General features: G+C 37.0%; 16 protein-coding genes. 10 read left to right on the top strand and 6 right to left on the bottom strand.

The features are described 5' to 3' along the window. Window positions 1-7 precede the first annotated feature (7 nt). Together DBR43_RS03105 and DBR43_RS03100 are read left to right on the top strand one after the other, a co-directional pair. Window positions 8-796: an aminoglycoside adenylyltransferase family protein gene (locus DBR43_RS03105; RefSeq protein ID WP_158622408.1), complete on the top strand. Its 789-nt coding sequence runs from the start codon at window positions 8-10 to the stop codon at window positions 794-796. A 145-nt stretch (window positions 797-941) separates the two neighbouring features. Continuing rightward, window positions 942-1,346 carry a RagB/SusD family nutrient uptake outer membrane protein gene (locus DBR43_RS03100; RefSeq protein WP_124577813.1) on the top strand — a complete coding sequence of 135 codons (405 nt, stop codon included), beginning with the start codon at window positions 942-944 and terminating at the stop codon, window positions 1,344-1,346. Between the two features lie 225 nt (window positions 1,347-1,571). Here the strand turns inward: DBR43_RS03100 and DBR43_RS33145 are convergent, their stop codons facing one another. The 5 genes from DBR43_RS33145 to DBR43_RS03080 all read right to left on the bottom strand — a co-directional run bounded on the left by DBR43_RS33145 (window position 1,572) and on the right by DBR43_RS03080 (window position 4,858). Next, on the bottom strand, window positions 1,572-2,048 hold the full coding sequence (locus tag DBR43_RS33145) for a hypothetical protein (RefSeq protein ID WP_199756942.1): 477 nt from the start codon (window positions 2,046-2,048) through the stop codon (window positions 1,572-1,574). Then, on the bottom strand, window positions 2,036-2,608 hold the full coding sequence (locus DBR43_RS33140; protein WP_199756941.1) for an LD-carboxypeptidase: 573 nt from the start codon (window positions 2,606-2,608) through the stop codon (window positions 2,036-2,038). Before DBR43_RS33140 ends, DBR43_RS33145 begins: the two co-directional genes overlap by 13 nt. Before the next feature lie 20 nt (window positions 2,609-2,628). After that, window positions 2,629-3,051, bottom strand: a complete 423-nt coding sequence (locus tag DBR43_RS03090) for a GNAT family N-acetyltransferase (protein ID WP_124577811.1) — start codon at window positions 3,049-3,051, stop codon at window positions 2,629-2,631. 47 nt (window positions 3,052-3,098) lie between these two features. Continuing rightward, entirely contained in the window at window positions 3,099-3,683 is a 585-nt protein-coding gene (locus DBR43_RS03085) for a Crp/Fnr family transcriptional regulator (RefSeq protein WP_124577809.1), read from the bottom strand. A gap of 326 nt (window positions 3,684-4,009) precedes the next feature. Further along, entirely contained in the window at window positions 4,010-4,858 is an 849-nt protein-coding gene (locus DBR43_RS03080) for a helix-turn-helix domain-containing protein (RefSeq protein ID WP_199756940.1), read from the bottom strand. Window positions 4,859-4,987: 129 nt separating this feature from the next. Between DBR43_RS03080 and DBR43_RS03075 the strand changes: the two genes are divergently transcribed. The 6 genes from DBR43_RS03075 (at window position 4,988) to DBR43_RS03050 (ending at window position 9,672) form a co-directional block, all read left to right on the top strand. Further along, window positions 4,988-5,548, top strand: coding sequence for a GNAT family N-acetyltransferase (locus tag DBR43_RS03075; protein ID WP_124577807.1), 561 nt, complete (start codon window positions 4,988-4,990; stop codon window positions 5,546-5,548). A 455-nt stretch (window positions 5,549-6,003) separates the two neighbouring features. Beyond that, entirely contained in the window at window positions 6,004-7,038 is a 1,035-nt protein-coding gene (locus tag DBR43_RS03070) for a hypothetical protein (protein WP_158622407.1), read from the top strand. Window positions 7,039-7,171: 133 nt separating this feature from the next. After that, window positions 7,172-7,822 (top strand): Vat family streptogramin A O-acetyltransferase, encoded by a 651-nt coding sequence (locus DBR43_RS03065; RefSeq protein ID WP_124577803.1) that lies wholly within the window; start codon window positions 7,172-7,174, stop codon window positions 7,820-7,822. A 62-nt stretch (window positions 7,823-7,884) separates the two neighbouring features. Then, complete coding sequence (locus DBR43_RS03060; RefSeq protein ID WP_124577801.1) at window positions 7,885-8,421, top strand: YbaK/EbsC family protein; 537 nt, start codon at window positions 7,885-7,887, stop codon at window positions 8,419-8,421. Window positions 8,422-8,556: 135 nt separating this feature from the next. Next, the gene (locus tag DBR43_RS03055) at window positions 8,557-9,024 is read left to right on the top strand and encodes a GNAT family N-acetyltransferase (RefSeq protein ID WP_124577799.1); all 468 of its coding nucleotides are present in this window, start codon (window positions 8,557-8,559) and stop codon (window positions 9,022-9,024) included. A 270-nt stretch (window positions 9,025-9,294) separates the two neighbouring features. Next, window positions 9,295-9,672 (top strand): cytidine deaminase family protein, encoded by a 378-nt coding sequence (locus DBR43_RS03050; protein ID WP_124577797.1) that lies wholly within the window; start codon window positions 9,295-9,297, stop codon window positions 9,670-9,672. 181 nt (window positions 9,673-9,853) lie between these two features. Here the strand turns inward: DBR43_RS03050 and DBR43_RS03045 are convergent, their stop codons facing one another. Further along, on the bottom strand, window positions 9,854-10,891 hold the full coding sequence (locus DBR43_RS03045; RefSeq protein WP_124577795.1) for a S66 peptidase family protein: 1,038 nt from the start codon (window positions 10,889-10,891) through the stop codon (window positions 9,854-9,856). A 557-nt stretch (window positions 10,892-11,448) separates the two neighbouring features. Here DBR43_RS03045 and DBR43_RS03040 point away from each other — a divergent pair. Continuing rightward, the gene (locus DBR43_RS03040) at window positions 11,449-11,979 is read left to right on the top strand and encodes a class IV adenylate cyclase (RefSeq protein ID WP_124577793.1); all 531 of its coding nucleotides are present in this window, start codon (window positions 11,449-11,451) and stop codon (window positions 11,977-11,979) included. Between the two features lie 214 nt (window positions 11,980-12,193). After that, window positions 12,194-13,090, top strand: a complete 897-nt coding sequence (locus tag DBR43_RS03035) for a GNAT family N-acetyltransferase (protein WP_124577791.1) — start codon at window positions 12,194-12,196, stop codon at window positions 13,088-13,090. Window positions 13,091-13,117: the final 27 nt, after the last annotated feature.

The following is a 13,117-nucleotide window of genomic DNA, read 5'->3' as shown; positions in this document are numbered from 1 at the left end:
TATGAGCATGGAAAACAGACTCGTGCGAAAAGAAATCGAAAAAGTTGTCCGCGTTATAAAGGAGGAAGCAGGACGGTCTATCGCAGGTATTTATCTTTATGGTTCAGCTGTGGACGGAGGACTCCAAAAAGAAAGCGATATTGACATTCTTGCTATCATTGACGGTAGCTTGAGTCAAAAAAGCAAATGCCAACTTGTAAAGAAATTTATGCAGGTCTCAGGAGAAATTGGGAACAAGCAATTGATTAGGCCATTTGAAGTTACGATTTTAAACAGGGATGAAATTTCCCCCTGGCGGCATCCGGTTAGAAATGAACTTCAATATGGAGAATGGCTTAGAGATGAGTTTTTAAAAGGGGAAATAGCGGGGTGTAACGTTAATCCGGATCTTACCATACTGCTTAGACAAGTACATCAAAGCAGCATTACACTAACGGGGTCTGCAGCGCAGGAAATAATTCCGGAGATTCCGGATGAGGATATCAAGCAGGCAATTTTTGATACACTGCCTATACTACTTCAATGTGTAAAAGGAGATGAAAGAAACACGGTGCTAACCCTAGCTAGAATGTATTATACGCTCGTTGTAGGTGGGGTAACGACAAAAGACAGAGCTGCCGATTGGCTGCTTTCTGAAATTCCGGTGGAATTCAGAGATCTTTTAGAAATGGCAAAGTGTGGGTATCTAGGAATCTGTAAAGACAACTGGCAAGGGAAGGGAGAAGCCCTGAAAAAAATTACTCTTTATTTAGTTCAATTGATAAAACAAACTGTTCCAACTGGAAAGAAAACTTGAGGAACTAACAATGTTGCTTCCTAATTCCCTTAATATTCGGTGAATTCTTCGAAGTTTCTTTCTGCACTGAATCTTATGAAATTATTCCAGATTTGCTTATGGAGGTACAGCAATAAAAGCCCCAGGCGTTTACAGAAGGATTGGCATGTACAATACTCAAATAGGAATCACTATGCCAGATCTTTATTTGATGCGTGCCGAATTAAAAGCCCGTACAGGTGATGTCTCCGGTGCGAAAATTGATCTGGAGAAGTTTAGGTCAAAAAGAATGCCTGCAACTGAGGCTATCGTTAACATCACAAACCCCACAGCGATGATTAAATTTATTATCGAGGAGCGTATCCGCGAATTTGCAGTACAAGGATACCGCTGGTTTGATATGCGTCGTTTGTCTGCTGATCCGATTTTTTCCGGCGCAACTTACAAACATGAAGCCTTGTCTGAAACAGGTGCTGTAATTGCCACTTTTCCTTTGACAAGTGATCGTTTAACCTTACGTTTTCCGGAAAAAGTAATGTTAGCAAATCCAGGTATTAAAAATAACCCTTAAAATTTAAACCGATGAATGCCGCTTGAATTGCCCCTTCTTTAGGGGCAATTCACTGCAGTTCCCATTTCTTTTAGGCGAAATAGTTGTTCTTCAACTTGGGGTATCATACTGGGTATTTCGCCAAAAGTTGGGATCAGCAATGTTGTTTTTTAATTTATCTGTAGTGTTTGTTTAGTGATTCACGATTATATTTCAATGGAAAATCCATTTTCATAATATTCTTTTCTAAGCGACGCCGCTTTCTAATATCGAAAACGTCTTGTCTATGCAGTTGATTTCGGCCAGTCTTCCGTACGGAAGAGTGAAAGTCGGGCAGGTGTGGCCGAAATCCATACGGGTAATGACAGGTAATCCGGATAATCCTTCCTCATCAAGCACTTTTAGCAATTCAATCTCATATTCTTCCGTATAAAGATTGTTGTAAGGTCTACCAAAAATAATCCCTTTTACTTTGGAGAGAATCCCTAAAGTAGCGTAGTTTCTTAACCACCATCGAATATACTCAGGTTTAGGCATGTCTTCCGAGGTCTCAAAGAATAGGATGCTGTCTTTCCATACCTCCAGATCTGGCCAATAATGAGTTCCTTTGAGCATTTCCAACACTTCTATACAGCCGCCGATCAGGCGCCCCTGTACAATGGAGTCTCCTCTTAAAAAATTCCATCCGGTTGTAGGTAATAACTTTCGTTTTACGTCTTGCAAAGAAACATCGAACCAATCCAGAAATTCGGTTGTCCAGCCTTCTTTGTTAGGATGGATCTGTCCAATTTTTTCGGTGGAAAACAAGGTTTTTTTATATCATTGACTTGATAATTGTGCATTGCGTAATTTTCGGCAAACCCTACCAACAGCGATGTGCCGTAAAACGAGCTTAAGCCAGCTTTGAGACAGATAAAATGTGTGATGGTACTGTCGGAAAACCCAAGAAATATCTTAGGATTCTGTTTGATGATTTCTAAATCTATATACTTTAGCATTCTTATACTATCATCACCACCAATGTTAGAAATGATTCCTTTGATTGAAGGATCACAAAAGGCTTCCATTAAATCATTCGCCCGTGCTTCGGGATTATTGTAGATCCATTGTGCAGATTTTAATGCATGTCTGGTTTCTACAACATTCAGGTCAAAATTTTGGTTCAGACGCTCTTTCCCTTTCTGGTAACGGTGTAGCAATTCGCCAGCACCACCCCACGACATAGAAATCGTGGCAATTTTATCACCTGTATTTAAACTTTTTGGAGTAATTAATTGAATCATAAAACTAAAAATCCTTATGTTCAAATTCCCATATGCAGAATAGGGTATTCTTTTCCTTGTCCGTCCAACTCGGATCTGTCTAAGATACGAAATCCGATATGTTTGTAAAATCCTACTGCTTGTTCATTTTGCTCGTTAACATCTACCTTGGTCACCTTCAAATGATTTATTGCATAACTTGCTAATATTTTGCCTATACCCTTGCCACGATAATCATGATGGATAAACAACATTTCGAGATTTCCCTCGGCAACACCCAAAAAGCCAATTAAGGTATCTGTATCTTCAACCCCCAAAAGCTTAACATGGTCAAAATAAACTGGTAACTGGTCTTTGTAATATACAAAATCTTCTTTTTTTAGGAAATGATGTGTGTTTGAGACTGCACTTTCCCATATTTTTACCAGCTGTTGATAGTCTGTTTTATTAATTTCTCTAATCATAATTTTAAAATACAAAGGTCTCCTTTTCCGCATGCAAAATACTGAACCTATGTTAAAAAAAATCGTTTTCGTATTCTGCTTAGGGCCTGCGGTGTGATTCCTAAATAAGAAGCAATATCTTTCAATGGTATATAATTTAACATAACACCAAACTCATCTATCATATTTAAATAATACTGTTTTGAATCATATTTTATTAAATCAATATTTCTTTTTAGTAATCTATCCAATAATCTAGCAGTAAGATTCTCAAAAACTATTTTTAGTTCAGGTATTGCTTTATATAATTCTATAGCTTTCTTATGATCTATTCTATAGATTTCGCAATCCACGAGAGTTTGTACGTTAAAAGTCGATCTTTCTTTCAGCGTGAATGCTATATTTGACAATGAAAAGGAACCTTCTTTACAAAACCAAAAAGTTCTTTCACAACCATTTTGATCTGGGACCCAACAGCGTAACATTCCTTTGTAAATAAAATAACTATATTTTTCTTGTTCACCTTCCCGAATAAGAAATGTATTTCTTTTAATCAATATTTTTTCGAAATAATGATCAAATAGTTGAGATTCCTTTTCACTGAAAGGAGACTCAGTCAAATCAAATTCATTAAATAATTCCTCTAAAATCATCTGTTTCTTATTTAAATTGATTGGTGCGCTTTTAGCAAGTTGTTGAAAGGCTTTTCATTTCATTCCAGAATTTGAAACAAAAGGTTAGAAATGATAGCAAAAATTGGAAGAAGCGGAAATTTAGTTCCAGTGATTTTGCTCGGGCATTAGACTTCAATTTGATAACTTTTGAAATATCGGAATTAAAATTTGATAATAAAAAATAGTTACATTCCTTTAGTTTCCAATAGTTGTTTACCTCAATCGTTTAGTTGCTAAAGAACGTCCACTAATTTTTCACCATATGGTGTAGGAGAATATTCAACGCGGCGCGCTTGGTTATTGGATTACTTTCTATAAGCTGTTAAAGTTATTCCTGTTTGTCTCTTGAAGTAGCGAGCTAAATACGATGTGTCCTCGAAATAAAGTCGATCAGCAATTTGTTTGATTGACAGTTCGGTCGTGCTTAAAAGTGCTTTAATTTCTAGTATGACTTGCCTGTCAATTAACCCTTTTGGTGAATCGTTTAAAAAGTCTTTAGTGATCTGAGAAAGATAATAGGGGGTAATATTTAGCTTATCTGCATAAAAAGCAACATTTCGCTGTTCCGTACTATGTTGACTGATCAGTTCCCAAAATTTCCAGCACAATATTTCTTTTCGGCTGTATTGACGTTCCAGATTAATTTGTGTCAGTGAAACAGTTTCAGCTATTTTGAGAAAAAACAATTGTAAACTATTCCGCAACATAATATGCTGATGTGTTGTACATGTATTTTTGATGTGCTTAATTTGGATTATCCATCCATGTAATAGGGCGACTTCCGGACCCTGAGGTCTACAAAGTGGGGATTGATGTAGAAACAAGAATAGTTGATTGGGTAAATCATAGGCTACTTCTGCAGCCAAACTTCTATCTACAAGACAGTAGAATGCTTTGAAATCAACGGATACCCGTTGCACAACTGTAATATAATCCTCAGCCAGTACCAATATATCATTAGGCTTTAGCAGATAATTCTTAAAATTAACGCTAACTACCGAAGTGCCTTCCAGACATATTATTAACGAAGTATAACTGAGCTGTAAAGGATGTCCAAGGCTTTGGCTAAGATTACTTTCTCCTAGCGCTAGTTTCTCTTTTCCCAATAAAATATCCGGTGTGTAATTCATTGTAGTACTTTCTATTTTTACCATAAATTTTGATTTTTTATGGTAGGAAAGTGTGATTTGTTTTCAAAAGTACCCATTTTACGAAACTTTTGGCTATATCTCTATTAAATAAAGACTGTAATTTTGCCACGTATATTTAAAAAATAGAATGTTATGATTTTAGAAACAGCAAGATTGATTTTGCGCCCATTCAGAGATACTGACGCAGAAGCTTTATACGAATATGCGAAGGACAACAGGGTAGGGCCAATAGCTGGTTGGCCTCCGCATAAGAGTGTGGAACAAAGTAGAGAGGTAATCAAAACAATATTTATGCAGGATGGAGTATTTGCCATCACATTAAAAGAGGATGACATCGCTATTGGGATGATTAGTTTGATTCTGGGAGAGAAAAGTAATTTTCCAATCACCGAATCGGAAGGCGAAATTTCATATTGGCTAGGTGTTCCGTTCTGGGGCAAGGGTATAGTACCTGAAGCAATTGGAGAAGTTGTACGCTATGGTTTCGAGGGTTTGAGATTAGTAAATATCTGGTCAGGCTATTACGATGGAAACGCCAAGTCAAAGATCGCACAAGAAAAATGTGGATTCCATCATCATCATGTGGAAGAAGCTAGCGTAAATGAGTTAATGAATGACATACGAACAGAACATATCAGTCGCATGACACGGGATGAATGGACGATGGCTGTCCATGGTAAGGTTTCATTCTAATCACAAGCACCTCTATAGGGGGTGCTTGTGGTATGTTTATGGATAAACAGGAACAAATAATCGAATATTACAAAATGCACATAACTGAGCAAGATTTGCTAATAGAAAATTAATCTGGACTCGTAAATTTGAGAACCAAACAAAAAAGATGGTTTAAAGGATGAAGTCAATAAATAAATTAGTACAAATATCAGAAAGAGTTAAATAATGCAGACTTGTGAAAATGTTAAATGAACATTTTTAGAATCTGAAAAGAAATACCTTTGTAGGTACATTTTTACCGAATGAATAGTAGAATCAATATACTGTTTTCCTTTTTCTTTTTTGGCCCGCCAGGGCCGAGATAAACTAATATGTCCGTTGCGTACGGATATCAACTTCAGATTTTACTTCACGAATTTTTAATATTAAGTACCGCGACAGCTCTATCGCGGACTCTAAATACAACAATAGATATGAATAATATCCCAAAGACTATAAATGAAAAGCGTAGTCTAAAATTACATCAGAATAAACTACATCCAGTTTGTCAGTTGAAAGAGAAAATCCAGCGCTATTTCCACGATTTTACGCCTTTTGACAATCTAAGTGAAGTCGTTAGTATAGAAGGTAATTTTGATGAGTTGCTCGTGCCGCAGGATCACCCGGCTCGATCTACCAATGATACATATTATGTAGATTCGGCCCATGTGTTAAGAACACAAACTTCTGCGCATCAGAACGAATTATTGAGGGGAGGGTATCAAAGCTTTGTGGTCACAGGTGATGTTTATCGAAAAGACACTATTGATCGCACGCATTATCCCGTTTTCCATCAAATGGAGGTAGTCAAGGTATTGCCCAAAGGCATAGATGCTCTTTCTGACCTCAAAAGTACGCTATCGGGACTAATAGAATATCTGTACCCAGGCAAAGATTATAGATTCTTGGATGATAGTTTTCCGTTCACAGAGCCTTCGGTGCAGATCGAGGTTTATCAAAATGAAGACTGGATGGAAGTTCTCGGTGCGGGCGTCATCCATCCCAAAATTCTGGAAAATTGCAATATTGAAGCCACAGGTTGGGCTTTTGGATTAGGCCTGGACCGTCTTGTACTTTCTTATTGCAATATCCCGGACATACGCTATCTATGGACTACAGACGAGCGTTTTCTGAAACAATTTAAAGATGGCCTGTCCCAATTCCAGGAATATTCTAAATATCCCCCTGTTTATAAGGATATATCATTCTGGGTCAATGGGTACACCGAAAATAGAGATGAACTCTGGTCTGAATATAATAATTTTTGCGAGATCATTCGTGAAGAAGGACTTGATCTGGTTGAGGACGTTACTCTTCAAGATAAATTCCAAAAGGAGGGAAGGACGTCACTTTCCTATAGGATTGCCTATCGTTCAGGTGAGCGTACGCTCTCTAATGAGGAAATCAACCTGATACAGGAGAAAATCAGAACAGTTCTTTCTGATAAGTTTGAGATTATCTTGCGGTAATTGTTAAATGGGTTCTGCAAATCATTCGTTTGCAGAACCCATTGTCATAAGATATAGGATAGAGAGGCAGAGGGAATTTTTAAATCCTAAAAGATATAAAGAAATGAATATCTAACACCAAAATAAGTCAAATATGGAAATTCCAAACAAAGATAATCCATACCCTATAAAGGGAAACAAGAAAATATGCTTTCTAAAAAACATAATAGCAAATCCGATGATTAGTGTTGGTGACTACACCTACTATGATGACGAAGAGGATGCTTGTAATTTTGAGAAAAATGTATTGTACCATTATGAAATAATTGGCGACCTTTTGATAGTAGGAAAATTCTGCATGATCGCTTCTGGCGTTAAATTTATCATGAATGGAGCCAGCCACCGTATGGATGGAGTCACTACTTATCCATTTAACCTCTTTGGAAGTGATTGGACAGCTGTAACTCCCACTTTGGATCAACTACCTTATAAAGGAAATACCATTATCGGAAATGATGTGTGGATCGGAAGAAATGTTACAGTTATGCCAGGAGTAAAGATAGGGGACGGTGCCATAGTTGCGGCCAACTCTACAGTTACGAATGACGTGGAGCCCTTCGCAATAGTAGGAGGTAATCCGGCTAAATTGATTCGATATCGTTTCTCTTCGGAAGTCATCCAGAAATTACTGGTAATAAAATGGTGGGATTGGGATATTGAAACAGTTACTCAAAATTTAGAGTTGATCACGAATAAGGTGGAGGATACAAGCATTGATATATTGTCCAATGTAAGAGCAAAATAGATCAAACAAACATATTAACTAAAAACCGAAAGATAAGAGTGCCCGGGTTAAGATCACAAGCGATGTTTATAAGCAAAATTTCAAGAGAAGCTCCTTCAAAATTTAATTCAGAAATCCAGGAAGCGACCTACAACGTTCTATACAAACTTAACATTCCCTTTGAGCGGGTTGAAACTAATGAGGTCATCACTATGGAACAGTGTCAAATTGTCAACGAGCGTTTACAGATGGATATGGTGAAGACACTTTTCCTATGTAACCGAAAAAGGACTGCGTTTTATCTGGTTGTAATGTTGGGGAATAAACCCTTCAATACAAAGCTATTTAGTGACTCTCTAAACATCTCCAGGGTATCTTTTGCTCCTGAAGATATGCTAATGCATTTTTTAGGCGTAAAAGTCGGTGCAGCAAGTATTTTCGGACTGCTAAATCCTAATAGTAAGGATGTCCATGTGGTGTTGCACAGGGATGTTACTTTGCTACCGAATTATGGTTGTAGCGACGGTACGACCACAAATTATCTAAAAATCGGAACCCACCATATAATTGAAGACTATCTTGCCTTTTTGAAAAGAAAAGTGGCAATTGTGGAGTTTTGAAACTGAATTTTTTATTGGTGTAGATTTCTATACCTCTTTGAGGGTCAAATATAGTGAATGGCCCTAAAACAATAAATTTACTATTGGTCTGGAAGCCCAGGGATTTTTAAAAAGAAAACATATAGTTATAAAAATATGAACATTAGAAAAGCAGTCCAGGCAGATCTGCCAAAGATAAAGAACCTTTATTTCCAACTCTTTGAACAGATGGCGCATCATGAACCCGACTATATGCAGACAGCGCATCAGGACGAAAGTTTTCTGCAAAGAGTCATTGCCGGAGAAGATCAGTTTACAGCCTTTGTATACGGGGAAGATGATGAGGTAAAAGGAATTGTAATTACACAATTACAGCAAAGCCCACCTTACAATTGTTTCGTACCCTTGAAATGTATGTATTTAATGGACATTGTTGTTGATGCGGATATGCGTGGAATGGGAATTGGTAAAGCATTGATTGATTGCGTTAAAACGTGGGCAAAGGAAAACGAAGCGGACTATGTCGAGTTAAGTGTCTTGTCAAAAAACGCTTCCGCTGCGGCATTGTATCTGCACGAGGGTTTTGAACCATACAGCTTATCTATGCGATTGAAAATTGAATAACCTATCATAATGAAAGCAAATGCGAACGCATCTCATACAAAATTTTCCTTTTCAAGGGTTTTACATCTGGTGAAATCCTATATGAACACATTAGCTATTGTACTACTATTAATTATAATAGGCGATGTATTTGGCATGATAAGTCCATTTCTAATTCAGAAAATTGTCGACGACGCACTACCCGCCCCGGCTATTGGATAATCTGATTGCTTATGGAGCTAGATATGCCAAAATGGCTATGAATTGATTTATAAAATTAAAACCCGAGAGATGAACCTAAAAGAAGTAGCCACCCGGTTGGCAAAATCGGTCACATTAAATGATTATATTTCATATGGAGATGTCGCCGCCGCAATTGAAACCCTGGCGGGTAATGTGTATACAGGCATCAGCATTGATACAGCCTGCTCTTTGGGGCATTGTGCCGAACACAGTGCTGTTTCAGAAATGCTGAAACACGGAGAATATCGCATCAAAGCAGTGGTAGCCGTAGACAGCCGGGGAAATGCAGTTCCTCCCTGTGGAAGGTGTCGCGAACTAATAAGCCAGTTATCTCGTGATAACAGAAAATCAATCGTAGAAGTCCGCAACGGGGTTTTTAAAACACTGGGGGAATTAATGCCATTTGACTGGAAAACAGAAGGTTGAAGGAGACGATGAGAAACTAAAAACAGTAACTTAAGAATGAATACAACATATCAAAGAACTAATATTGAAGAACTAATTGCCTGTTGGGAACGAACAATGTCATATCCTAATTTCTTGTAAAACTTTTTTTAATGAGTTACGATTATGTTTCAATGGGAAATCATTTTCATAATATTCTTTTCTAAGCGACGCCGCTTTCTAATATCGAAAACGTCTTGTCTATGCAGTTGATTTCGGCCAGCCTTCCGTACGGAAGAGTGAAAGTCGGGCAGGTGTGGCCGAAATCCATACGGGTAATGACAGGTAATTCGGATAATCCTTCTTCATCGAGCACTTTTAACAATTCAATCTCATATTGTTCCGTGTAAAGATTGTCGTAAGGCCTACCAAAAATAATCCCTTTTGCATTGGGGAGAATTCCTAAGGCAGCGTAGTTTCTTAACCACCATCGAACATACTCCGGTTTAGGCATATCTTCCGAGGTCTCAAAGAACAGAATGCTGTCTTTCCATACCTCCAGATCTGGCCAATATTGGGTTCCTTTGAGCATTTCCAGCACCTCTATACATCCGCCGATCAGGCGCCCCTGTACAATGGAGTCTCCTCTTAAAAAATTCCATCCGGTTGTAGGTAATAACTTTCGTTTTACGTCTTGCAAAGAAATATCGAACCAATCCAGAAATTCGGTTGTCCAGCCTTCTTTGTTGGGATGGATTTGTCCAATTTTTTCGGTGGAAAACAAGGTTTTTTTAATATCATTGACTTGATAATTGTGCATTGCGTAATTTTCTGCAAACCCTACCAAAAGCGATGTGCCGTAAAATGAGCTTAAGCCAGCTTTAAGACAGATAAAGTGTGTGATGGTGCTGTCGGAAAACCCAAGAAATATTTTAGGATTCTGTTTTATGATCTGTAAATCAATATACTTTAGCATTCTTATACTATCATCACCACCAATGTTAGAAATGATTCCTTTGATTGAAGGATCGCAAAAGGCTTCCATTAAATCATTCGCCCGGGCTTCGGGATTTTTGTAGATCCATTGTGCAGATTTTAAAGCATGTTTGGTTTCTACGACATTCAGGCCAAAAACTTGGTTCAACCGCTCTTTTCCTTTCTGGTAGCGGTATGGCAATTCGCCAGCAGCACCCCAGGACATAGAAATAGTGGCAACTTTATCGCCGATGTTTAACCTGTTTGGAGTAATTAATTCTATCATAAAACTTAAAAATATAAATCCTTGTTCTCACAATCGCATATGCAAAATAGGGTATTCTTTTCCTGGGGCTTCCACCTCGGATCTATCTAAGATCCGAAATCCAATATGTTTCTAAAAACCTACTGCTTGTTCATTTTGATCGTTCACATCTACCTGGTCACCTTCAACTGATTTATTGCGTAACCGACTAATTTTTTGCCTATACACTTACGACAATAATCATGATGGATAAATTACATTTCGAGATTTCCAATCAAGCTATCTGCATTAATCAAAGGTGCAAAAAAAGCAAAAAAAAGCACATTATATGAGAGGAGCGAATTCGCATTTTAGGCTAATAGTTGTCTTTTTATAGAATTAAAAGGGTTTTATATTACAAATTGAACGTAAACAAGCAAGATATGACAATTGAAGCATTGCCTCTGTTGCGTAAATTTGAAAAAGCTATATCAGGCCTGACTAACTGTTGTTTGACTTCTTTGGTTAGTTGTATTGGTGTATTTAGAATAAGTAGTGAGACAAAACAAAAAAAGACACATTAATACTGTAATTAATATATGAAAATAAAGAATTTTGAATTTAAAGCAAGAGTACAGGAATTTGAAAAGTACGAAAATCTGCTTCTTAAATTAAATCCTGTTGACTATGGGATAGATCATCAGATTGATACTTACTTTAATGCAAAAAAGGGACGATTGAAACTACGCGAAATTATAGGAAAAGAAAGCAAACTCATTGATTACAACCGTGAAAATGTTCATGGAAGTAAAAAATCTGATATTCTTCTTTATAAACACGAAATGAATGACACGCTAAAGCATATCCTCTCCAATCAGATGGGGGTAAAGGTGATTGTTGACAAAAAGAGAAAAATATACGGAATTGAAAACGTAAAGTTTCATTTTGATACTGTTCAGGATCTTGGAACATTTATCGAAGTGGAAGCAATAGACGAAACAGAATCATTTACTCTGGAGCAACTGAAAAAACAATGTGATTTTTACTATGATTATTTTGGTATTGAGCAACAGCAGGTAGAAAAGTTGTCCTACAGCGACTTGCTTAATTGTAAGGTAGAGAAATTATAAAAAGCTCTTCAGGGTGGGACAACTGTTGAGATATTTATAATTATGGTCTACAAAATAGAAGTGAAATGAACATAACAGTAACAGATACAATCGATCAAAGATCATATACCGTAAAAAGATCTAAAAAGAAACTACTATAACCTCAGTTTAAATAGCGGATGTAACATGGGGGGAAAGTTGGATAGATAAAAAATGAAAAAGTTTTTAAGATATAATGAATATAAATAGAAAGGTTTATTCAGGATTGGAGGAACTAAAACTACATTTCCTTAGTTTTAACGAACTCTATGATCTCTGTTTGGATGGAGATTACGAGCCATGGTATGGGATGGGATATTGGGACAGTACTTTTATACCATTTTTTATAGTCCAGGATAATAAGGTGATTGCAAACGTTTCTTTATCTCCTATGGTGATGGTTTTACAAGGGCAATCCCATCATGTTCTACAGATTAGTGCAGTGATGACACATCCTGCTTTTCGAGGCCAGGGGCTGTCGCGTTATCTTATGAAACATGTTATGACTCACTTCTCTGAGCAATATGAATTCATATACCTATTTGCTAATGAAGAGGTGTTAGATTTTTACCCAAAGTTTGGCTTTGTTAGGTTAGATGAAAGTAGTTTCAGGCTTAAAGATTTAACAGATTTTAAACCAACGAGTTCCGATTGGAGAAAGCTTTCTATTCAAAATAGAGAAGATAAAAATCTCCTGGAGCGATTTGCAAAAGACCATAGACTGCTGTCAAATACCTTGTCGTTTGAGCCTAATCCTTGTTTGTCGACATATCATTTTATATTGCAGTTTGAAGATTCTTTGTATTATTCAGAAACAGGAGACTGCTTAGTATTGATGGAATTTGAAGAAGAAGATCTGAAAATTTATGATGTTTTTTCAATTAGGCCCTTTAAATTAGAAGAGTTAATTCCTACTTTAATTAAGACAAAAACGAAAGAGATCAGTTTCTTTTTTGTTCCAGATACTGATTTTGGTGGAAAACTTGAAGTTGAAAGAGACCCCTTCGATGACGATGCATTATACATATATCCTGAACACAAAAAAGATCTATTTATTGAGAATTTTGTCTTTCCAATAACTTCTCATTATTAACAAAAGTGGATAGCAAAATCCACTGAT

It is taken from the genome of Pedobacter sp. KBW06 (assembly GCF_003852525.1).
GTDB lineage: Bacteria > Bacteroidota > Bacteroidia > Sphingobacteriales > Sphingobacteriaceae > Pedobacter.
The sequence above is the reverse complement of the archived record's forward strand: the minus strand, read 5'-3'. Positions and strand labels throughout refer to the sequence as shown.

Bases quoted from the DNA above. Each gene is read 5' to 3' on its own strand.
- DBR43_RS03060 (WP_124577801.1), top strand. From the start codon at position 7,885: ATGTTTATAAGCAAAATTTCAAGAGAAGCTCCTTCAAAATTTAATTCA.
- DBR43_RS03070 (WP_158622407.1), top strand. From the start codon at position 6,004: ATGAATAATATCCCAAAGACTATAAATGAAAAGCGTAGTCTAAAATTA.
- DBR43_RS03075 (WP_124577807.1), top strand. From the start codon at position 4,988: ATGATTTTAGAAACAGCAAGATTGATTTTGCGCCCATTCAGAGATACT.
- DBR43_RS03040 (WP_124577793.1), top strand. From the start codon at position 11,449: ATGAAAATAAAGAATTTTGAATTTAAAGCAAGAGTACAGGAATTTGAA.
- DBR43_RS03085 (WP_124577809.1), bottom strand. From the start codon at position 3,683: ATGATTTTAGAGGAATTATTTAATGAATTTGATTTGACTGAGTCTCCT.
- DBR43_RS33140 (WP_199756941.1), bottom strand. From the start codon at position 2,608: ATGATTCAATTAATTACTCCAAAAAGTTTAAATACAGGTGATAAAATT.
- DBR43_RS03035 (WP_124577791.1), top strand. From the start codon at position 12,194: ATGAATATAAATAGAAAGGTTTATTCAGGATTGGAGGAACTAAAACTA.
- DBR43_RS03065 (WP_124577803.1), top strand. From the start codon at position 7,172: ATGGAAATTCCAAACAAAGATAATCCATACCCTATAAAGGGAAACAAG.
- DBR43_RS03105 (WP_158622408.1), top strand. From the start codon at position 8: ATGGAAAACAGACTCGTGCGAAAAGAAATCGAAAAAGTTGTCCGCGTT.
- DBR43_RS03100 (WP_124577813.1), top strand. From the start codon at position 942: ATGTACAATACTCAAATAGGAATCACTATGCCAGATCTTTATTTGATG.
- DBR43_RS03090 (WP_124577811.1), bottom strand. From the start codon at position 3,051: ATGATTAGAGAAATTAATAAAACAGACTATCAACAGCTGGTAAAAATA.
- DBR43_RS03080 (WP_199756940.1), bottom strand. From the start codon at position 4,858: ATGGTAAAAATAGAAAGTACTACAATGAATTACACACCGGATATTTTA.
- DBR43_RS03055 (WP_124577799.1), top strand. From the start codon at position 8,557: ATGAACATTAGAAAAGCAGTCCAGGCAGATCTGCCAAAGATAAAGAAC.
- DBR43_RS03045 (WP_124577795.1), bottom strand. From the start codon at position 10,891: ATGATAGAATTAATTACTCCAAACAGGTTAAACATCGGCGATAAAGTT.
- DBR43_RS03050 (WP_124577797.1), top strand. From the start codon at position 9,295: ATGAACCTAAAAGAAGTAGCCACCCGGTTGGCAAAATCGGTCACATTA.